The 19,590-nt window shown below is 69.4% G+C and carries 18 protein-coding genes and 1 rRNA gene; 6 read left to right on the top strand and 13 right to left on the bottom strand.

The genetic code is table 11. From position 1 onward, the window contains the following. Positions 1–5 precede the first annotated feature (5 nt). Entirely contained in the window at positions 6–1,103 is a 1,098-nt protein-coding gene (locus FJ694_RS30335; RefSeq protein ID WP_157271269.1) for a ligase-associated DNA damage response exonuclease, read from the bottom strand. Positions 1,104–1,162: 59 nt separating this feature from the next. Between FJ694_RS30335 and FJ694_RS30330 the strand changes: the two genes are divergently transcribed. Continuing rightward, the gene (locus FJ694_RS30330; RefSeq protein WP_198321077.1) at positions 1,163–1,546 is read left to right on the top strand and encodes a DUF805 domain-containing protein; all 384 of its coding nucleotides are present in this window, start codon (positions 1,163–1,165) and stop codon (positions 1,544–1,546) included. 31 nt (positions 1,547–1,577) lie between these two features. Next, positions 1,578–2,399, top strand: coding sequence for a S1C family serine protease (locus FJ694_RS30325; protein ID WP_157271268.1), 822 nt, complete (start codon positions 1,578–1,580; stop codon positions 2,397–2,399). Here FJ694_RS30325 and clsB read toward each other — a convergent pair. The 10 genes from clsB to FJ694_RS30275 form a co-directional block, all read right to left on the bottom strand. Continuing rightward, on the bottom strand, positions 2,393–3,727 hold the full coding sequence (clsB, locus tag FJ694_RS30320) for a cardiolipin synthase ClsB (RefSeq protein ID WP_157271267.1): 1,335 nt from the start codon (positions 3,725–3,727) through the stop codon (positions 2,393–2,395). The two genes, FJ694_RS30325 and clsB, sit on opposite strands and share 7 nt — an antisense overlap. Then, positions 3,724–4,548, bottom strand: a complete 825-nt coding sequence (locus FJ694_RS30315) for an endonuclease/exonuclease/phosphatase family protein (protein WP_375140273.1) — start codon at positions 4,546–4,548, stop codon at positions 3,724–3,726. Before FJ694_RS30315 ends, clsB begins: the two co-directional genes overlap by 4 nt. A 4-nt stretch (positions 4,549–4,552) precedes the next feature. Beyond that, positions 4,553–5,059, bottom strand: coding sequence for a dihydroneopterin triphosphate diphosphatase (nudB, locus tag FJ694_RS30310; protein ID WP_232540295.1), 507 nt, complete (start codon positions 5,057–5,059; stop codon positions 4,553–4,555). A gap of 111 nt (positions 5,060–5,170) precedes the next feature. Next, a complete protein-coding gene (locus FJ694_RS30305; protein ID WP_157271265.1) occupies positions 5,171–5,458 on the bottom strand; it encodes a hypothetical protein in 288 nt (95 codons plus the stop codon). A 113-nt stretch (positions 5,459–5,571) separates the two neighbouring features. Beyond that, the gene (gene aspS / locus FJ694_RS30300) at positions 5,572–7,368 is read right to left on the bottom strand and encodes an aspartate--tRNA ligase (RefSeq protein ID WP_157271264.1); all 1,797 of its coding nucleotides are present in this window, start codon (positions 7,366–7,368) and stop codon (positions 5,572–5,574) included. Positions 7,369–7,441: 73 nt separating this feature from the next. Then, positions 7,442–8,107 carry a DUF502 domain-containing protein gene (locus FJ694_RS30295; RefSeq protein WP_157271281.1) on the bottom strand — a complete coding sequence of 222 codons (666 nt, stop codon included), beginning with the start codon at positions 8,105–8,107 and terminating at the stop codon, positions 7,442–7,444. Between the two features lie 40 nt (positions 8,108–8,147). Next, positions 8,148–8,468 carry an FmdB family zinc ribbon protein gene (locus tag FJ694_RS30290; RefSeq protein ID WP_157271263.1) on the bottom strand — a complete coding sequence of 107 codons (321 nt, stop codon included), beginning with the start codon at positions 8,466–8,468 and terminating at the stop codon, positions 8,148–8,150. Positions 8,469–8,571: 103 nt separating this feature from the next. Continuing rightward, on the bottom strand, positions 8,572–10,032 hold the full coding sequence (locus tag FJ694_RS30285; protein WP_157271262.1) for a high affinity choline transporter 1: 1,461 nt from the start codon (positions 10,030–10,032) through the stop codon (positions 8,572–8,574). Between the two features lie 200 nt (positions 10,033–10,232). Next, positions 10,233–11,807 (bottom strand): ubiquinone biosynthesis regulatory protein kinase UbiB, encoded by a 1,575-nt coding sequence (gene ubiB, locus FJ694_RS30280; RefSeq protein ID WP_157271261.1) that lies wholly within the window; start codon positions 11,805–11,807, stop codon positions 10,233–10,235. Beyond that, positions 11,804–12,325, bottom strand: coding sequence for a hypothetical protein (locus FJ694_RS30275; RefSeq protein WP_157271260.1), 522 nt, complete (start codon positions 12,323–12,325; stop codon positions 11,804–11,806). Before FJ694_RS30275 ends, ubiB begins: the two co-directional genes overlap by 4 nt. A 156-nt stretch (positions 12,326–12,481) precedes the next feature. Here FJ694_RS30275 and FJ694_RS30270 point away from each other — a divergent pair, with 156 nt between their 5' ends. Genes FJ694_RS30270 through galE form a run of 3 tightly spaced genes read left to right on the top strand, consistent with a single transcriptional unit; the run spans position 12,482 to position 16,139 of the window. After that, a complete protein-coding gene (locus tag FJ694_RS30270) occupies positions 12,482–13,873 on the top strand; it encodes an undecaprenyl-phosphate glucose phosphotransferase (RefSeq protein WP_157271259.1) in 1,392 nt (463 codons plus the stop codon). 23 nt (positions 13,874–13,896) lie between these two features. Next, on the top strand, positions 13,897–15,102 hold the full coding sequence (locus tag FJ694_RS30265; protein WP_157271258.1) for a porin family protein: 1,206 nt from the start codon (positions 13,897–13,899) through the stop codon (positions 15,100–15,102). Then, the gene (gene galE / locus FJ694_RS30260; RefSeq protein ID WP_157271257.1) at positions 15,099–16,139 is read left to right on the top strand and encodes a UDP-glucose 4-epimerase GalE; all 1,041 of its coding nucleotides are present in this window, start codon (positions 15,099–15,101) and stop codon (positions 16,137–16,139) included. Before FJ694_RS30265 ends, galE begins: the two co-directional genes overlap by 4 nt. 111 nt (positions 16,140–16,250) lie before the next feature. Here the strand turns inward: galE and FJ694_RS30255 are convergent, their stop codons facing one another. Continuing rightward, entirely contained in the window at positions 16,251–18,392 is a 2,142-nt protein-coding gene (locus tag FJ694_RS30255) for a sodium-translocating pyrophosphatase (RefSeq protein WP_157271256.1), read from the bottom strand. A gap of 218 nt (positions 18,393–18,610) precedes the next feature. Between FJ694_RS30255 and ppa the strand changes: the two genes are divergently transcribed. Then, positions 18,611–19,150: an inorganic diphosphatase gene (ppa, locus tag FJ694_RS30250; RefSeq protein ID WP_157271255.1), complete on the top strand. Its 540-nt coding sequence runs from the start codon at positions 18,611–18,613 to the stop codon at positions 19,148–19,150. A 222-nt stretch (positions 19,151–19,372) separates the two neighbouring features. Here ppa and rrf read toward each other — a convergent pair. Further along, a 5S ribosomal RNA gene (gene rrf / locus FJ694_RS30245) occupies positions 19,373–19,485 on the bottom strand. Positions 19,486–19,590 lie beyond the last annotated feature (105 nt).

Raw genomic sequence — 19,590 nt, 5'->3', positions numbered from 1 at the left:
GGCCGTCAGGGTGCGCCGCTCGCGGCCTCGTTGCCCGGCGCTTCCTCCACCGCGGGCGCCTCGCCCTCGATCGCCTCGTCCCCGTACTCGGTGCGGAAGGCGCCGGCCTCGTAGCCCTGCTCCTGCAGCCAGCGCACCATCACGGCCTCGTAGCCGTGGGTGACGATGACGCGGCGCGCGCCGGTGGCGGCGATGGCACGCTGCAGCCCCGGCCAGTCGGCGTGGTCGGACATGACGAAGCCGCGGTCCACGCCGCGCCGGCGGCGCGCGCCGCGCAGCGCCATCCAGCCGCTGGCGAACGCGTCGCTGGCCTCGCCGAAGCGGCGCAGCCAGGGCGAGCCCGACACCGAGGGCGGCGCCACCACCAGCGCGCGCCGCAGGTCTTCCTTGGCCACCTCCGTGACACGGTGCGTGGGCGGCAGCGCCACGCCCGCGGCGCGGTACGCGGCATTGAGCGGCTCCACCGCGCCGTGCACGACGATGGGTCCGATGGCGGCGTCCACCCCCGCGAGCAGCCGCTGCGCCTTGCCGAAGGCGTAGCCCATGAGGACGCTGGCGCGCCCCGCGGCGGCGTTGCCGGCCCACCAGGCATCGATCTCGGCAAAGAGTGCGGACTGCGGCTGCCAGCGGTAGATCGGCAGCCCGAAGGTGGACTCGGTGATGAAGCAGTGGCAGCGCACCGGCTCGAAGGGCGTGCAGGTGGCGTTGGCCTCCTGCTCGTGGCCGCTAAGCCAGTAGTCCCCGGACACCACCCAGACCTCGCCCTGGTGCTCCAGCCGCACCTGCGCCGACCCCAGCACGTGGCCGGCCGGGTGCAGGCTGATGCGCACGCCGCGGTGCTCCACCGCCTCGCCCCAGGGCAGCGCCAGCAGCGCGATGTCGGCGCCCATGCGCGCGCGCAGCACGCCCTGCCCTTCCGCGCTGCCCAGGTAGTGGGCATGGCCGCGGCGGGCATGGTCGGCGTGGGCATGGGTGATGACGGCCCGCTCCACCGGCTGCCAGGGGTCGATGTAGAAGTCCCCGGGCGGGCAGTACAGACCCTGTGGCCGCTCCACCACGAGGTCGCGCGCGCCGGTGCCGGCTGTGGCTTGTGCACGGTCCATCGGGCCATTGTGGCCGGGGTCGCATGGGAGAATGGATTGCGTTTGGTTGCACCCGCCCCATGATCCCGTCTTCCCCCTGGCTCGCCGAAGAGGCAATGAGCCCGCAGCAGATCTACTTCAGCTTCCGGGGCCGCATTCCGCGGCGCATCTGGTGGCTGTACGGCGTGGCCGGGCTGCTGGGGCTGGGACTGCTGGGCACCACGCTGCTGCGCGTGGCGGGCCTGAGCGAGGACAAGGCCGAGGACATCGTCAACCTGCTGCTGGCCTGGCCGGCGCTGGCGGTGTCGGTCAAGCGCTGGCACGACCGCGACAAGTCCGGCTGGTGGGTGCTGATCAATGTGGTGCCGTTCATCGGCATGGTCTGGACGCTCATCGAGAACGGCCTGCTGCCCGGCACGCCGGGACGCAACCGCTACGGCGAGGACCTGGGCAGCGAGTTCTGAGCCCGCCCTGACTTCACTGCCGCAACGACCGATGAACTTCAAGCGCCTCTTCGCCACGGCGGCCCTGCTGTCGTGCGCCGTCCTGCAGCCGGCCGCGGCACAGCTGTCGGCCCTGATTCCCAAGATAAAGCCGTCGGTCGTGGTGGTGGGCTCGTGGCGCGCCACCGACAACCCGCGCCTGGGCTTTCACGGCACCGGCTTCGTGGTGGGCGACGGGCGCCGGGTGCTGACCAACGCGCACGTGCTGCCCGAGGCGAAGGCGGACGAGGCCGCGGCGCCGCTGGCCGTGGGCGTGCCGCGCGCGCGCGGCCAGGGCGCCGAGGTGCGCCGCGCCGTGCTGCTGGCGCTGGACCGGCGCCACGACCTGGCGCTGCTGGCCATCGAGGGCGCGCCGCTGCCGGCGCTGGCGCTGTCGGCCGCGACCGAGGTGGCCGAGGGCACCGAGATCGCCTTCACCGGCTTCCCGCTGGGCAGCGCGCTGGGCTACTCGCCGGTGACGCACCACGGCATCGTCTCGGCCATCACCCCGGCCTCGCTGCCCACGCCCAACTCGACGCAGCTCAGCAACCAGGCCATCCGCCAGCTGCGCGAGGGCCCCTTCGACCTGTACCAGCTCGACGCCACGGCCTATCCCGGCAACAGCGGCAGCCCGGTGGTCGACGTTGCCAGCGGCGAGATCGTCGGCGTGCTCAACATGGTCTTCGTCAAGGCCGGACGCGAGAGCGCGCTGACGCAGCCCTCGGGCATCAGCTACGCCATCCCGATCGCGCACGCGCGCGAGCTGATGCAGCGCGCGCCGGCCCAGGCGCCGCCGGCCACCGGCGCTTCCCAATCCGCCAGCACCCCTCAATAGCGCCCGGTGATGCCGGCCACGCGCAGGTACACGTGCGCGCCCCAGGCCACGAAGCCGCGGCGCAAGGCGCCCCACCAGCCGCGCGTGCGCAGCTGCGCCGACTGCACCTCGCGCGAGACGGCGATGGCGGCGTCGAACTCGGCGGCGAGCTCGCGCGTGAAGTCGTGGTCGCGCACCATGACGTTGGCCTCCAGGTTGAGCAGCAGCGACAGCGGGTCGATGTTGGAGCTGCCCACGGTGGCCCAGTCGTCGTCCACCAGCGCCACCTTGGCGTGCAGGAACGCGGGCATGTACTCGAAGATGCGCACGCCGTGGCGCAGCAGCTCGTCGTAGAGCACCTGCGCCGCCAGCCCGGCGATGCGGTAGTCGAGCTTGCCCTGCAGCAGCAGCCGCACCTGCACGCCGCGGCGCGCGGCGTCGCGCAGCGTGCGGCGGAACAGGTGCCCGGGATAGAAATACGGCGACACCAGGTCGATGCGCGTGCGCGCGCGGCGCAGCGCGTCGATGTAGCTGCGCTCGATGGCGCGGCGCTGGCGCAGGTTGTCGCGCACCACGAAGGCCGCGCGCACCGGGCGCTCGGCGTCGCTGCAGGCCAGCTGGCTCTTCAGCGGCGGCGTCATGCGCAGCCGGCGCAGCAGCGCGCGCACCCGCGCCACCGGCTCGCTGCTGCGCGCCAGCGCCCGCATCTCCTCGGGCCAGTCGTGGCCGAAGGCCGCGCGCGACCACATCGCGCGCGCGGTCTGCTGCACCGGCGCCACCACCGGGCCGCGCAGCGCCACGGCGAAGTCCAGCCGCGGCGTGTCGCAAAAGCCGTGATTGAGGTCGTTGCAGTCGTCAATGATGTTGATGCCGCCGACGAAGCCCAGCGCCTGGTCCACCACGCACAGCTTCTGGTGCAGCCGGCGCAGCTGCCCGGGCTGCAGCAGCGTCCACCAGCGCTTGACCGGGCGGAACACCGCCAGCTCCACGCCGGCGTCGCGGAACCACTGGGTCAGCTCGGGCAGCGACGCCTTGCTGCCGAAGCCGTCCACCACCACGTGCACCCTCACGCCGCGCCGCGCCGCGGCCACCAGCGCATCGGCCACGAGCCGCCCGGCGGCGTCGTCGTGAAAGATGTAGGTGGCCAGCCACACCTCGGTGCGCGCCGCGGCGATGGCCTCGCACATCGCCGGAAAGAGCTGGTCGCCGCCGCGCAGCAGCCGGACCTCGTTGCCGCCGCAGAACAGCGCGCGCGGATGGTCGTACCAGTTGTGCAGCAGCGCCGAGGCCGAATGCGGGCCTTGCGCCGCGCCGGCGCGACGGCCCGGGGGCGGCGCCCCTGCGCTCATACCGCTTCGAGCTCGGCCACCAGCGGCAGGTGGTCCGACATGCGGGCCCAGGTGGTGCCGCGGGGCACGAAGGTCGAGCGGCAGCGCAGGCCGCGCAGGTAGAAGCGGTCCAGCGCGAACACCGGCGCCAGCGAGGGGAAGGTCGGGCAATGTCGGGTGTTGTCCGCGGGGCGCGCGCGCTGCAGCCCGATGCTCCACATCGGCGGGTCGAGCTTCTCGGCCCAGTCGTTGAAGTCGCCCGCCACCACCAGCGGCTCGTCGGCCGGGACGTTGGCCTCCAGGAACTCGGCGAGCTTCTGCACCTGGCGCACGCGGCTGGCGTGGATCAGCCCGAAGTGCGCCACCACCGCGTGGATGCGCTGCCCGTGCCACTGCACCGGCACGTGCAGCAGCCCGCGCTGCTCGAAACGGTGGTCGCTGACGTCGAAGTGGCCGACGTCGCCGATGGGCCAGCGCGACAGCAGCGCGTTGCCGTGCTCGCCGTGACGCGTGACGGCATTGGTGCGGTAGGCCACGTCATAGCCTTCGGGCGCCAGGAAATGCGCCTGCCCCTGCTCAGGCCAGCCGAACTTGCTGCGGTCGAACAGCTTGGCCTCGCGGTGGTGGAAGAGGCGCACCTCCTGCAGGAAGACGAGGTCGGCGTCCAGCGCCTCCACGCCCAGGCCCAGGTTGTGGATCTCCAGCCGCTTGCGCGGGCCGATGCCGCGCACGCCCTTGTGGATGTTGTAGGTGGCCACGCGCATCAGCGCCACGTCGGCCTGCGCCGACGCGGAGGCCGCGGCCGAGGGCAGCTGCGTGGACTGCATGCGGTTGAGCGGCATGGCCTCAGCGCTCCTGGCCGGCCCCGGCCGCCGCCAGGCGCAGCGGCAGCTCCCGGATCGCCTCGGCATTGCTGGGCGAGAAGCAGGCCGCCGCGGCCTCGCGCCAGGGCAGCCAGCGCCAGGCCAGGTGCTCGCGCGGCGCCAGCCGCACCGGCGTGCCCGGGGGCACCATCAGGCCGAACACGTGTTCGGTGTTGTGCGTGACACCGCCGGCATAGCGGTGCAGGAACTCCGGATAGATCTCGTACACGTTGCGCACTCCCCAGTCGCGCAAGGCGGCAAGGCCGATGCCCGGGGCCAGCACGTCGATGCCGGTTTCCTCGGCCACCTCGCGCACGCAGGTGTCGAGCAGCGGCTCGTCGGCGTGGTCGCGCGAACCGGTGACGCTCTGCCAGTAGCCGGGATGGTCGGCCCGCTCCAGCATCAGCACGTCCAGCGCCGGGGTGTGGATCACCACCAGCACGGACTCGGGAATCTTCCAGGGACGCTTGTTCTTGATCGGCTCAGGCATGCGCCAGAGCATAGCGGCGCGACGGCAGCCGCAAGGCGCGGCCGGTCAAGCGCCGCCAGCGGCCGCCCGGGCGCGCGCGAACCGCGCGTGCCGAAGGCCCGCCCACCGTCCTCAGCGGGCAGCGGCGGCAGCAGTGGTCGTCGGGGCGACGACGTCCGCGGCGGGGCCGCTGGTCCAGCGGGTGGTGGCCGGCGGCGCGACGATGAAGCGGTTGGCGTCCACGGCGCCCTGGCGGTACTGGCGCGCGGCCATCACGCCGGGATGCTCGCCGTTGGCGCGGGCGGCCACGGGCTGGGCGGCCACGGTCGTGGCGGCGCTGGCGGCGGCCGGGGCCACCGTCTCGGCTTGGGCGACAGCGGCGATGAGCAGCAGGGAGGCGGCGAGAGCGACGGTTTTCATGGCAAGTCCTTGGTGTTTACCCTAATAGTGTAAACACCAGGTCTTACCCGGCCCTGTCAGTAATTCACAACGGGCGGAAAGCCGGGCGCGCCGCGCCCGGCCCTTGCGCTGCGTCAAGCCGCGGTGGTCGCCGCCACGTTGCGCAGGCGGATGTGCAGCTCGCGCAGCTGCTTCTCGTCCACGTTGCTGGGCGCGCCGGTGAGCAGGCACTGCGCGCGCTGCGTCTTCGGGAAGGCGATGACGTCGCGGATCGACTCGGCCTTGGTCATGAGCGTGACCAGGCGGTCCAGGCCGAAGGCCAGGCCGCCGTGCGGGGGCGCGCCGTACTGCAGCGCGTCGAGCAGGAAGCCGAACTTCAGCTGCGCCTCCTCCGGGCCGATGTTCAGGGCGCTGAACACCTTGCTCTGCACCTCGGCGCGGTGGATGCGCACCGAGCCGCCGCCGAGCTCCCAGCCGTTGAGCACCATGTCGTAGGCCTTGGCCAGGCAGGCGCCGGGGTCGGTGTCCATCAGGTCCTCGTGCCCGTCCTTGGGCGCGGTGAACGGGTGGTGCACGGCGACCCAGCGGCCGCCCTCCTCGTCGTGCTCGAACATCGGGAAGTCGATGACCCACAGCGGTGCCCAGCGGTCCTCGAACAGGCCCTTGGCGCGGCCGAAGTCGCTGTGGCCGACCTTCACGCGCAGCGCGCCCAGGGCGTCGTTGACGACCTTGGCCTTGTCGGCGCCGAAGAAGATCAGGTCGCCCGTCTGCGCGCCGGTGCGCTCCAGGATCTGCTGCAGGGCGCGGTCGTGCAGGTTCTTCACGATCGGCGACTGCAGGCCCTCGCGGCCCTTGGCCAGGTCGTTGACCTTGATCCAGGCCAGGCCCTTGGCGCCGTAGATCTTGACGAACTCGGTGTAGCCGTCGATCTCGCCGCGGCTCATCTCGCCGCCGCCGGGAATGCGCAGCGCCGCCACGCGGCCGCCCTTCGTCGTGGCCGGGGTGCTGAAGACCTTGAAGTCCACGTCGGCCATCACGTCGGTGAGCTCGGTGAACTCCAGCTTCACGCGCAGGTCGGGCTTGTCCGAGCCGTAGAGACGCATCGCATCCGCATACGTCATGACGGGGTACTCGCCCAGCTCCACGTCCAGCGCCTTGCGGAAGACGTGGCGGATCATGCCTTCGGTCAGGTCGCGGATCTCCTGCTCGGTGAGGAAGCTGGTCTCCAGGTCGATCTGCGTGAACTCGGGCTGGCGGTCGGCGCGCAGGTCCTCGTCACGGAAGCACTTGGTGATCTGGTAGTAGCGGTCGTAGCCCGCGACCATGAGCAGCTGCTTGAACAGCTGTGGCGACTGCGGCAGCGCGAAGAACTGGCCGTCGTGCACCCGGGACGGAACCAAGTAATCACGCGCACCCTCCGGCGTGCTCTTGGTGAGCATGGGGGTTTCGATATCAATAAAACCTTGCTCGTCGAGGTACTTGCGCACTTCCATGGCCACGCGGTAGCGCAGCATCAGGTTGTTCTGCATGTACGGGCGGCGCAGGTCGAGCACGCGGTGCGTCAGCCGCGTGGTCTCGGAGAGGTTCTCCTCGTCGAGCTGGAACGGGGGCGTGACGCTGGGGTTGAGCACCTCCAGCTCGTGGCACAGCACCTCGACCTTGCCGCTGACCAGGTTGGCGTTCTCGGTGCCCGCGGGCCGCGCGCGCACCTTGCCCACGACCTTGAGGCAGAACTCGTTGCGCACGCTCTCGGCGGTGGCGAACATCTCCGGGCGGTCGGGGTCGCACACCACCTGCACCACGCCCTCGCGGTCACGCAGGTCGATGAAGATCACGCCGCCGTGGTCGCGGCGACGGTGGGCCCAGCCCATCAGGGTCACGGTCTGGCCCATCAGCGCTTCGCTGACACGGCCGCAGTAGCTGCTTCTCATTGTTTGGCTCCAGGAGACTTGTTCGGGTGGCCGCCGCGGCCGGCGGCCGGGGCAGTAAAAGGCGCCGGCGGGCTCAGCCGGCGCGGTTGCGCAGCGGCAGCGGCGCGGCGGCGGGCGCCGCGATGACGGGCGGTGCCACCACGCCCATCGAGATGATGTACTTGAGCGCTTCGTCCACGCTCATCTGCAGCGGCATGACGTCGCCGCGCGGCACCATCAGGAAGAAGCCCGAGGTCGGGTTCGGCGTGGTGGGCACGTACAGGCTCAGGAACTCGGCACCGCCCAGGCGCTGCGCCACCTCGCCGCCGGGGCGGCCGGTGACGAAGGCGATGGTCCAGGAGCCCGCGCGCGGGTACTGCACCAGCACCGCCTCGCGGAAGGCGTTGCCGCTGCTGGAGAACAGCGTGTCCGAGACCTGCTTGACCGAGCTGTAGATCGACTTGACGATGGGGATGCGGCCCATGAGCCGGTCCCACTGCCGCAGCCACCACTGGCCGAAGACGTTGGCCACGAACATGCCGGTGAGCAGCAGCCCCGCCACCATCACCAGCACGCTCAGGCCCGGGATGCGGCGCAGCTCGTCGAGCGCCGGCTGCATCGACAGCGGCAGCAGCGCCGACGCCGCCGCCAGCAGCCAGGCGAAGACGCCGTCCATCAGGCCGAGCACCCACATCAGCACCCAGACCGTGACGGCCAGCGGCATCCACACCAGCAGGCCGGCAATGATGTACTTCTTGATCACGCGCGGCCGCCCCCGCAGCTAGGCATGCAGCGGGGCATCAGTGGCAGGCGCAGGAGCCGCCGCAACCGGCTGCTGCCGGCGCGGCCGACGACGACTCCGACGCGGACGACGCGGCCGCCGCGGGCTCGGCCGCCTTGGCGGCGGAGGCCGACGCGGCAGCAGCGCCACCGCCGCTGCCGCCCCGGAAGTCGGTCACGTACCAACCCGAACCCTTGAGCTGGAAGCCCGCGGCGGTGAGCTGCTTGCTGAAGGCCTCGGCGCCGCAGGCCGGACAGGTCGTCAGCACGGGGTCGGACATCTTCTGCAGCACGTCCTTCGCGTGACCGCAGGCGGAACAGCGATAAGCGTAGATCGGCATGGCTAAGCCTTTGATGTAAAACGGAAAATTATAAGGCCCGAGGCAAGGCGGCCACCTTGCAGGGAATGGCCGCCGCGCCCGGGGCGCAGATGGAGTTCACGCTTCAGGCTTTCAAGCCGCCATCGAGGCCGCGCAGCGCGTGGTGCGAGCCGTGGCGGTTCTTGAGCGCCTGCGGCCCCAGCGAGCCCAGCAGCATGCCCAGCGCGCTCATGAGCACGCCCGCGAGCTGCGCGGGGAAGACTTCGCCGGCCGGCGTGAACAGGAACAGCGCCCAGGTCAGCAGCCCCAGCACCACCGCGAAGACCGCGCCTTGAGTGGTCGCGCGCTTCCAGTACAGGCCCGCCACCAGCGGCACGAAGGCCCCGACCAGCGGCACCTGGTAGGCGCCGGAAACCATCTCGTAGATCGGCGTGCCCTGCGAGGCGATGGCGTAGATGCACACCAGGATGCTGAAGACCAGCACCGCCATGCGCATGGTGCGCAGCTCCTGGCGGTCGCTGGTGCGCGGGAAGAACTGGCGCCAGATGTTCTCCACGAAGGTCACCGAGGGCGCCAGCAGCGTGGCCGAGGCCGTGCTCTTGATGGCCGACAGCAGCGCGCCGAAGAACAGCACCTGCATCACGAACGGCATGTGCTGCAGCACCAGCGTGGGCAGCACCTTCTGCGGATCCTGCTCGATGAGCGCCGTGGCCTGCTCTGGCATGATGATCAGCGCGCTCGTGACCAGGAACATCGGCACGAAGGCGAAGCCGATGTAGCACAGCCCGCCGATGATCGGCCCCTTGGTGGCGGCGTTGACGTCCTTGGCCGACATCACGCGCTGGAACACGTCCTGCTGCGGAATCGAACCCAGCATCATCGTGATCGCCGCGGCGATGAAGAAGACGATGTCGGTGAACGACGGCTCGGGCAGGAACCGGAACAGCTCCTTGCTGGCCGCCAGCGCGATGACCTTGTCGGCGCCGCCAGCCTGGTCCGCGGCGAAGAAGGCGATGACGGCCAGGCCCAGCACCAGGATGATCATCTGCATGAAGTCCGTCACCGCCACCGACCACATGCCGCCGAACAGCGTGTAGGCCAGGATGGAGGCCGTGCCCAGCACCATGCCCACCGGCACGCTGATGGCGCCGCCCGACAGCAGGTTGAACACCAGGCCCAGCGCCGTGACCTGCGCCGACACCCAGCCCAGGTAGCTGACGATGATGATCAGCGAGCACGCCACCTCGACGCCGCGGCCGTAGCGCTCGCGGTAGTAGTCGCTGATGGTCAGCAGCGACATGCGGTAGAGCTTGGCGGCGAAGAAGGCGCCGACCAGGATCAGGCAGGTGCCGGCGCCGAACGGGTCCTCCACCACCGCACCCAGGCCTTCCTGCACGAACTTGGCCGGGATGCCCAGCACCGTCTCGGAGCCGAACCAGGTGGCGAAGGTGGTGGTGACGATCATCACCAGCGGCAGGTTCCGGCCGGCCACGGCGAAGTCGGCGGTGTTCTTGACCCGCTTGGCGGCCCACAGCCCGATGGCGATGGTCAGCAGCAGGTAGACGAGGACCAGGGTCAGCAGCATGGGCGTGCGCGGCCTGCGGGCCAGGTGGAGCGGGGAGTCGGGAATGGGAGGCCGGCAAGCACGAACTGCGCCGCCGCCGCAGCGCGCGCATTATCCCCGCAACAAAGGGGGTTGGTTCCGCCTCCGAAGGCGCGCCGGTGGCACGGCGATGCACAAACGGCACAAATCGCCGCCGTTGCGCCCCACCCCGGTGCGCCGCTTCAGGTCGGCAACATCATGTGCAGCTTGAAGGCCAGCCGCGTCAGGCCCACGCCCAGCGCGAAGCCCAGCGCGCCCCACAGGATGCCCTGCAGCAGCCGGTTGGTGCGCTTCTGCTCGGCCAGGAGGGCATGCAGCAGCAGCGTCTGCGAGTCGTCGGCCTTGGTCGGCGTGCGCTGCAGCGCGTGGTGCAGCAGCCGCGGCACCTCGGGCAGCAGCCGCGCGTAGTGCGGCGCCTCGTGCTTGAGCCGGTCCACCAGCGCGCGCCAGCCGATCTGCTCGTTCATCCAGCGCTCCAGGAACGGCTTGGCCGTGGCCCACAGGTCCAGCTCCGGGTCGAGCTGCCGCCCCAGGCCCTCGACGTTGAGCAGCGTCTTCTGCAGCAGCACCAGCTGCGGCTGGATCTCGACGTTGAAGCGGCGCGAGGTCTGGAACAGCCGCAGCAGCACCTGGCCCAGCGAGATGTCCTTGAGCGGGCGGTCGAAGTGCGGCTCGCACACGGCGCGGATGGCCGACTCCAGGGCGTCGATGCGCGTGCCCGGCGGCACCCAGCCCGACTCCAGGTGCAGCTCGGCCACGCGCTTGTAGTCGCGGCGGAAGAAGGCGATGAAGTTCTGCGCCAGGTATTCCTTGTCGACCTCGGTGAGCGTGCCCATGATTCCGAAGTCGAGCGCGATGTAGCGCCCGAAGGTGGCCGGCTCCAGGCTGACCTGGATGTTGCCGGGGTGCATGTCGGCGTGGAAGAAGCCGTCGCGGAACACCTGCGTGAAGAAGATCGTCACGCCGTCGCGCGCGAGCTTCGGGATGTCCACGCCGGCCTCGCGCAGCTTGCCGACCTGGCTGATGGGCGTGCCACGCATGCGCTCCATCACGATCACGCCCGGCGCGCACAGGTCCCACACCATCTCCGGGACCATCACCAGGTCGAGCCCCGCCATGTTGCGGCGCAGCTGCGCGGCGTTGGAGGCCTCGCGCACCAGGTCGAGCTCGTCGTGCAGGTAGATGTCGAACTCCGCCACCACCTCGCGCGGCTTGAGCCGGCGCGCATCGGTGCTGGCGCGTTCGACCCAGCGCGCGAAGCGGTGCAGCAGCGCCAGGTCGTCCTCGATCACGGCCAGCATGCCCGGGCGCAGCACCTTCACCGCCACCTCGCGCCCGTCGCGCAGCGTGGCGAAGTGCACCTGCGCGATCGAGGCGCTGGCCACCGGCTCGGCGCTGAAGTGCGAGAACACCTCGTCCAGGCGGCGGCCGAAGGCGGCCTCCACCAGCGCCGCGGCCTGCGCGCCGGGAAACGGCGGCACGTTGTCCTGCAGCCGCGCCAGCTCGTCGGCGATGTCCAGCGGCAGCAGGTCGCGCCGCGTGGACATGACCTGGCCGAACTTGACGAAGATCGGCCCCAGCCGCTCCAGCGCCTGGCGCAGCCGCGCGCCGCGCGAGGCGTCGTAGCGACGCCCCAGCGTCACCACCGCCGCCAGCACGCGCACCCAGCGCTGGCGGAAGTGCGACAGCGCGATGTCGTCCAGCCCGAAGCGCAGGACGGTGAAGGCGATGAAGACCAGCCGCGCGAACTGCCTCATGAGGGCGCACCGGGGCGCCAGCGCGCCGTGCCGCCCAGCAGGGCCTGGCGCAGCCCGCGCGCCAGCGCCGCGCCCAGGGCGCTGAGCTGCTGCGCCGCCGCGGCGCCCAGCACCCGCTCCAGGTCGGCCGCGATGTCCCAGCGCAGGTTCTGCAGCAGCCAGTTGATGTCGGCGGCCAGCGCCGCGTCGCCGTCGAGCTGCAGCGCCGGCTGCGAGCCGGCCAGGGCCTGCACGGCCAGCAGCGCGGGGTTGGAAGCGTCCACACGCACGTGCAGCTGCGCGGCTGCGGGCGGCGCCTCGCACCACTCCAGCAGCCCGGCCGGCGTGATGCGCCAGCACAGCACGGGCGGCGGCGGCAGCAGCTGCGGCCAGCGCTCCAGGTGGAATTGCACCAGCGCGCCGTCGCGCGGGCGCAACAGCTGGCGCGCCACGGGCTCGCCGTCGAGCACGTGGTTCAAGAGCAGGGTCAGCCGCTGCATCAGGGCCGGAGCCAGCAGGGCGTTGAGGGCTTGGAACATGCGCGGCATTGTAGGCACCCACCTTCGGGCGCCCCCATCCGGGGGAACCGGCCCGAAGGCGCCGGATGCCGGACCGAGAATGGCTCGCAACAACAGGGGTAAGGAGCGCTGGTGCGCAGGCACGTCCGTGCCGCGGCCTCACAGGTCCCCGATCCCATGATTGCCCACCGTAGTTACAAACGCACCTTCTACAGCGCCCCGCAGTCGATCACCACGCTGGTGGCCGCCTTCATGGAGCCCACGATCGCGGTCGCGGTCCTGCTGTTCGCCACGCGCTGGTACGACCAGCCCATCGAGCGGCCGGTGCTGACGCTGGGACTCCTGGTGTTCGCGCTGACCTTCCCGGGCCGCCAGCGCTTCAAGGACCCGCCTGGCGCCGCCGCGCTGGACATCTTCAACAGCTGGATCGTGCTGCTGCTGGCGCTGGTGCTGTGCGGCTACGCCACGCGCAGCCTGGGCTACTTCGACCGCCGCGTGCTGCTGGCCTGGGCCGTGGCCACGCCGGTGCTGGTGTGGCTGGGCGTGTGCGCCGGCGGCGCCGTGCTGCGCCGCCGCGCGGCGCACGCGGTGCTGCAGCGCCCGGCGGTGGTCATCGGCAGCGGGCTGCTGGGCGTGAAGGTGGCGCGCGCCCTGCGCGAGAGCAGCGACCAGGGCAGCGTCTTCGTCGGCCATTTCGACGACCGCCACGATGCGCGCGTGCACCAGGACGCCAGCGGGCTGCTGGGCACGCTGCAGGACGTGGCGCCCTACATCCGCACGCACGGCATCAAGGAGGTCTACATCACGCTGCCGCTGGGGCTGCAGCCGCGCATCGTGGAGCTGCTGGAGTCGCTGCAGGGCACCACGGCCTCCATCTTTTTCGTGCCCGACGTGTTCGGCATCAGCATCATCCAGGGCCGGCTGCAGGACATGAACGGCATCCCGGTGGTGGGCATCTGCGAGACGCCCTTCACCGGCACCAACGAGCTCGTCAAGCGCATCTCCGACCTGGTGATGGCGTCGCTGATCCTGGTGCTGATCTCGCCGCTGCTGCTGGCCATCGCCGTGGGCGTCAAGCTCAGCTCACCCGGGCCGGTCATCTTCAAGCAGCGCCGCAACGGCCTCGATGGCAGCGAGATCCTGGTCTACAAGTTCCGCTCCATGACCTGCCAGGACAACGGTGCCGTGGTGCGCCAGGCGACCCGGCACGACCCGCGCATCACGCGCTTCGGCGCCTTCCTGCGCCGCACCTCGCTCGACGAGCTGCCGCAGTTCTTCAACGTGCTGCAGGGCAGCATGAGCATCGTCGGGCCGCGCCCGCACGCGGTAGCCCACAACGAGGAGTACCGCAAGCTCATCAAGGCGTACATGGTGCGCCACAAGGTCAAGCCCGGCATCACCGGCTGGGCGCAGGTCAACGGCCACCGTGGCGAGACCGACACGGTGCACAAGATGCAGGCCCGGGTGGAATACGATCTGGAGTACCTCCGCAACTGGTCGCTGGCATTGGACCTGCACATCATGATGCGCACGGCGCGGCTGGTATTTTTTGATCGAAACGCCTACTGAGAGCCGCTGCTGGAGAATTGCTGTTGATCAATACCTTGCCCCGCGCATGTCTGTACGCAGCCGTTTGCGCTGCCTGTTCCGCCATCGCCACCGGCGCCCAGGCGCAAATCAGCCCGTATTACCTGGGCGCCTCCCTGACACGGGGCCATGACTCCAACATTTTCCGGGTGAGGCCGGAACTCGACCCCGCGTCGGATTCCTACACCACCGCCGCTTTGCTCGGCGGCTTCGACCAGCCCATCGGCCGCCAGCGCGTCTATACCAACCTGGAAGTACGCCAGCAGCGTTTCGACGAGCGCGACGAGCTTGATTACACCGGCCACCGGCTGGGAGCGGGACTGGACTGGGAAACCATCAACAACATTTCCGGCACCGTCAAGCTGGGCCGGGAGAAAACGCTGGCTTCCTACAGCCTGCCCTTCCTGAACGTGGTGACGGAAAAGAACATCAAGAGCGAAAACACCTTTGCCGCCACCGTGCAGCGTGGCACGGTCCGCAACGATCTCCAGGTGTTCGGCGCCTTCAATGCCCGCAATACCGACTATTCGGCCAGCAGCTTCAACAACCGTGACAACCGCCGCAATGCTTTGCGCGCCGGGGTGAACTGGCACCGCAGCGACTTGCTGACACTGGGCGTGGCGTGGGTGGGGGCGCGCGGCAAGTATCCGCGCATTCCAGACCGGTACGACTCGAATGCGCTGGAACTGACGAGCGTCTGGAAACCCAGCGGCGCCAGCACCCTGGACGGTGAAATCGGGTATGAGAGGCGCAGTTTCAAGGAAAACGGACAGCGCGACTTTTCCGGACTGACCGGCCGGTTGCGCTGGCGCTGGGAACCCACGGGCAAGCTGCTGTTGACCACCACGCTGGTACGCGACGCCGACGATACCGAGCGTTTCGTCGAAGCCAACGGGACGGACAATGCCTCTGCCGGCTCCAGGATCACGAATTCCTTGATTCTCGACGGCCTGTGGAAAGCCACCGCCAAGATATCGGTCAACGCCAGTTTCCGCTACAGCGACCGCAAACTGGTGGTTCCGATTCAAGGCATCGAGGAACAAGGTTCCGATACGACACGTCGGGCCGCCCTGGGAGCCACCTGGAACGCGACCAACAGCCTGAGCCTGGGCTGCAACGTGGCCCGTGAAACCCGCAGCCAGAGCGGTGACATCAGTTTCCCATTCAAGGCCAATACGGCCAACTGCTACGTGCAGGCTCTACTGAAATGACCTCTTCCATTCGCGCCGGCGGCGCCACCGTTTTGCTGACCGGCGCGGCCGGCTATATCGCTTCGCATACCTGGCTGGCGCTGCAGGCCGCTGGTTTTCGCGTGGTGGGCATCGACAACTTCAGCAACAGTTCGCCGCGGGTGCTGGAGCGCCTGGAGCGGCTGGGATCGCAGCCCGTGGTGTTCGAACGCGTGGATATTCGTGATTCCCTGGCGCTGGAGGCTACTTTCGAGCGCCACAAGCCCGATGCGGTCATCCATTTTGCCGCCTTCAAGGCGGTGGGCGAATCCGCGCAGCAGCCGCTGGAATACTATTCAAACAACATCGGCGGCCTGCTCAACGTATGCCAGATCATGCGGCGCCACCATTGCAGGCGCTTCGTGTTCAGCTCCAGCGCCACGGTCTACGGTGTGCCCGAGAAATTGCCCATCACCGAGGATTCTTCGCTGACAGCGACCAACCCTTATGGCCGCACCAAGCTGATGGGTGAACAGATACTGGCTGACCTGGGCGCTTCGGACGCGGCTTGGCAGACGGCCTGCCTGCGCTATTTCAACCCGGTGGGCGCGCATGAGAGCGGCGATATTGGCGAGGACCCGCGCGGAACGCCCAACAATCTCATGCCTTACGTGGCCCAGGTGGCGGTGGGGCGGCGCCCATTCCTGCAGGTTTTCGGCGGCGACTACGACACGCCGGACGGCACCGGCGTGCGCGACTACATCCACGTCATGGATTTGGCCGAAGGCCACGTGGCGGCGCTGCAGCGGCTGTTCGACGTGCCCGGCTCGCTGACCGTCAATCTCGGCACGGGCCGGGGCTACAGCGTGCTGGAGGTCGTGCACGCCTACCAGGCTGCCAGCGGGCGCGACATTCCTTACCAGGTGGCCCCGCGCCGCCCGGGCGACGTGGCGGCCTGCTATGCCGACCCGCGTCACGCCGAAGCGCTGCTGGGCTGGAAGACCCGCCACGACCTGCCCCGCATGTGCGAGGACAGCTGGCGCTGGCAACTGCGCAATCCGCAAGGGTTTGAAGCGTAGTCCCGCCGTTCACGAGCCGCGGCCGCGCGCCGGCTGAACTGCGGCGCAGGGCGGCAACATCGCCCCGCCCTGCGCCGGACCCGCGGCCCGTCGGCCGCGGTGGCATGGCATCTACTTGACGGCCGGGGGCTGCGCGGTGACGGCGGCGATGCTGGCGCCATGCTGCACGGGCGCCGTTGCCGCCGCCGTGGACTCGATGCTCACGGGCAGCAGCGGCACGATCAGCAAGGCCACGATGTTGATGATCTTGATGAGCGGGTTCACCGCGGGGCCGGCCGTGTCCTTGTAGGGATCGCCCACCGTGTCGCCGGTGACCGCGGCCTTGTGCGCCTCGGAGCCCTTGCCGCCGTAGTGGCCGTCCTCGATGTACTTCTTGGCGTTGTCCCAGGCGCCGCCGCCGGTGCACATGCTGATGGCCACGAACAGGCCGGTGACGATGGTGCCCATCAGCAGGCCGCCCAGCGCCTTCGGGCCCAGCAGCAGTCCCACAAGGATGGGCACGATGACGGGCAGCAGCGAGGGCACGATCATTTCCTTGATGGCCGCGCCGGTGAGCATGTCCACCGCGCGGCCGTACTCCGGCTTGGCCGTCCCTTCCATGATCCCGCGGATCTCGCGGAACTGGCGCCGCACCTCCTCCACCACCGAGCCTGCCGCGCGGCCCACGGCCTCCATGGCCATGGCGCCGAAGAGATAGGGAATCAGGCCGCCGATGAACAGGCCGATGATGACGCGCGGATCCGAGAGGTCGAAGCGCACCGTCATGCCGCGCGCTTCGAGCGCGTGCGTGTAGTCGGCAAACAGCACCAGCGCGGCCAGGCCGGCGGAGCCGATCGCGTAGCCCTTGGTGACGGCCTTGGTGGTGTTGCCCACGGCGTCGAGCGGGTCGGTGATGTCGCGCACGCTGCTGGGCAGGTCCGCCATCTCGGCAATGCCGCCGGCGTTGTCCGTGATCGGCCCGTAGGCGTCGAGCGCCACCACGATGCCGGCCATGCTGAGCATGGCCGTGGCGGCCACGGCGATGCCGTAGAGGCCGGCGAGCTGGTAGGAGACCGCGATGGCCACGCACACCAGCAGCACCGGCCAGGCGGTGCTCTTCATGCTCACGCCAAGCCCGGCGATGATGTTGGTGCCATGTCCCGTGGTCGATGCCTGCGCAACGTGGCGCACGGGCTTGTACTGGGTGCCGGTGTAGTACTCCGTGATCCAGACCATGGCTGCCGTCAGCACCAGACCCACGACACACGAGCCCCACAGGCGCAGATGCGTCTGCGGCCCCAGCGCGTCGGCGGGCATCACGGCCGCGGTGACGAACCAGAACGCCACCAGCGACAGCACGCCCGCGACGATCAGCCCCTTGTAGAGCGCCGGCATGACGTTGCGCATCTGCGGCGACGCCTTGACGAAGCTGCAGCCGATGATCGACGCGATGATCGAGACGCCGCCGAGCAGCAGCGGGTACACGACGGCCTGCAGGGGTGCGGCCGTCACCAGCAGCGCGCCCAGCGCCATGGTGGCGATCAGCGTCACGGCGTAGGTCTCGAACAGGTCGGCGGCCATGCCCGCGCAGTCGCCGACGTTGTCGCCCACGTTGTCGGCGATCACCGCGGGGTTGCGCGGATCGTCCTCGGGAATGCCGGCCTCGACCTTGCCGACCAGGTCGGCACCCACGTCGGCGCCCTTGGTAAAGATGCCGCCGCCCAGCCGCGCGAAGATGGAGATGAGCGAGGCGCCGAACGCGAAGCCCAGCATGGGCTTGAGCGTGGCGGAGAGGCTGCGCGTGGGCACGCTGTTGCCGTTGGCGGTGACGAACCAGAAGAACAGGCCCACGCCCAGCAGGCCCAGGCCCACGACCAGCATGCCGGTGATCGCGCCGCCCTTGAAGGCCACGTCGAGTGCCGGCCCGATGCCGCGCGTGGCCGCCTGTGCCGTGCGCACGTTGGCCCGTACCGAGATGTTCATGCCGATGAAGCCGCAGGCCCCGGACAGCAGCGCGCCGGCCACGAAGCCCGCGGCCGTCACCATGTCCAGGAACACGCCGATGAGGATGGCCAGCACCACGCCGACCAGCGCGATGGTCTTGTATTGGCGCGCCAGGTAGGCGGCCGCGCCCTGCTGCACCGCGCCGGCGATCTCGCGCATGCGGTCGTTGCCGCTGTCCTGCCGCAATATCCATTGGCGCTGCAGGAACCCGTAGAGGACCGCGGCCAAGCCGCAAACCAGCGAGAGATACAGCGCCCAGTTGGTCGTCATCGAGCATGCTCCCTTCGGTACGTTGTCGCACGAGCCGGGTCACCCGGCACTGATGGAGTCCGGGCCTGCAGCGCAGCCACTGCGGGCGGTGTTCGATGCTACGGGAAGGGCATGGGCGGCCGCCGGTTTTTTCTGGAGCGGCCGTGGCGCCGGCGAGTCAGGCCACGGCAAGCGGCGTCCTTAGAATCCGAGGTTTCTTCCTCCAAGCAAGTGAAGCCATGAGCCTGCATAACGTCACGCCCGGCGCCAAGGCGCCCGATGAGTTCAACGTGATCATCGAGATCCCGATGAACGCGGATCCGATCAAGTACGAAGTGGACGAGGAAAGCGGCGCGCTGTTCGTCGACCGCTTCATGGGCACGGCCATGCACTACCCGTGCAACTACGGCTACGTGCCGCAGACGCTGGCTGACGATGGCGACCCGGTGGACGTGCTGGTGATCACGCCCTATCCGCTGATCCCCGGCGTGGTCGTGGCGTGCCGCCCGATCGGCATCCTGAAGATGGAAGACGAAGCCGGTGGCGACAGCAAGCTGCTGGCCGTGCCGACCAACAAGATCCTGCCGATCTACAGCCACTGGGAAAAGCCGGAAGACCTCAACGAGCTGCGCCTGAAGCAGATCCAGCACTTCTTCGAGCACTACAAGGACCTCGAAAAGGGCAAGTGGGTCAAGGTGCTGGGCTGGGAAGGCCCGGAAGGCGCCCGCGAGGAAATCCGTACCGGCATGGCCACCTGGGCTCAGAAGCACCAGAAGTAAGGCGTCATCGCTTCCGCACGCAGCGAACATTTACTGCCTGCAGCGAAAGCCACCCTCGCCAGCCAAACCCCGCGCAGCGGGGTTTTTTTGTCGCTGCCGTTTCCGGGCCAGCAACGCCGCAGCTTGTTGGCCGGCCCGCCAAGCGCCGCCTCGCAGGCATTGCAGAGGCACAAAGCAAAACGCCCCGACCATATTCTGGTCGGGGCGTTTGCCGGGATATTAGCCTGACGATGTCCTACTTTCACACGGGAATCCGCACTATCATCGGCGCTGAGGTGTTTCACGGTCCTGTTCGGGATGGGAAGGGGTGGGACCACCTCGCTATGGTCATCAGGCTTGACTGGTTGCCATGCTGATTCCTGGATCAGCACAGCCAATTCGATAGAGTCGTTTCAGCGTTATTGATTGCGTCGCCGTCTTTGGCGAACAACTTGAATACC

Source organism: Azohydromonas aeria (assembly GCF_009760915.1).
Classification (GTDB): Bacteria; Pseudomonadota; Gammaproteobacteria; order Burkholderiales; family Burkholderiaceae_C; genus Azohydromonas; species Azohydromonas aeria.
This window is presented reverse-complemented; position numbering and strand designations above follow the sequence as displayed.

Coding starts and splice junctions, on each gene's coding strand:
- FJ694_RS30335 (WP_157271269.1), bottom strand. CDS start 1,103: ATGGACCGTGCACAAGCCACAGCCGGCACCGGCGCGCGCGACCTCGTG.
- FJ694_RS30330 (WP_198321077.1), top strand. CDS start 1,163: ATGATCCCGTCTTCCCCCTGGCTCGCCGAAGAGGCAATGAGCCCGCAG.
- FJ694_RS30325 (WP_157271268.1), top strand. CDS start 1,578: ATGAACTTCAAGCGCCTCTTCGCCACGGCGGCCCTGCTGTCGTGCGCC.
- clsB (WP_157271267.1), bottom strand. CDS start 3,727: ATGAGCGCAGGGGCGCCGCCCCCGGGCCGTCGCGCCGGCGCGGCGCAA.
- FJ694_RS30315 (WP_375140273.1), bottom strand. CDS start 4,548: ATGCCGCTCAACCGCATGCAGTCCACGCAGCTGCCCTCGGCCGCGGCC.
- nudB (WP_232540295.1), bottom strand. CDS start 5,059: ATGCCTGAGCCGATCAAGAACAAGCGTCCCTGGAAGATTCCCGAGTCC.
- FJ694_RS30305 (WP_157271265.1), bottom strand. CDS start 5,458: ATGAAAACCGTCGCTCTCGCCGCCTCCCTGCTGCTCATCGCCGCTGTC.
- aspS (WP_157271264.1), bottom strand. CDS start 7,368: ATGAGAAGCAGCTACTGCGGCCGTGTCAGCGAAGCGCTGATGGGCCAG.
- FJ694_RS30290 (WP_157271263.1), bottom strand. CDS start 8,468: ATGCCGATCTACGCTTATCGCTGTTCCGCCTGCGGTCACGCGAAGGAC.
- FJ694_RS30285 (WP_157271262.1), bottom strand. CDS start 10,032: ATGCTGCTGACCCTGGTCCTCGTCTACCTGCTGCTGACCATCGCCATC.
- ubiB (WP_157271261.1), bottom strand. CDS start 11,807: ATGAGGCAGTTCGCGCGGCTGGTCTTCATCGCCTTCACCGTCCTGCGC.
- FJ694_RS30275 (WP_157271260.1), bottom strand. CDS start 12,325: ATGTTCCAAGCCCTCAACGCCCTGCTGGCTCCGGCCCTGATGCAGCGG.
- FJ694_RS30270 (WP_157271259.1), top strand. CDS start 12,482: ATGATTGCCCACCGTAGTTACAAACGCACCTTCTACAGCGCCCCGCAG.
- galE (WP_157271257.1), top strand. CDS start 15,099: ATGACCTCTTCCATTCGCGCCGGCGGCGCCACCGTTTTGCTGACCGGC.
- FJ694_RS30255 (WP_157271256.1), bottom strand. CDS start 18,392: ATGACGACCAACTGGGCGCTGTATCTCTCGCTGGTTTGCGGCTTGGCC.
- ppa (WP_157271255.1), top strand. CDS start 18,611: ATGAGCCTGCATAACGTCACGCCCGGCGCCAAGGCGCCCGATGAGTTC.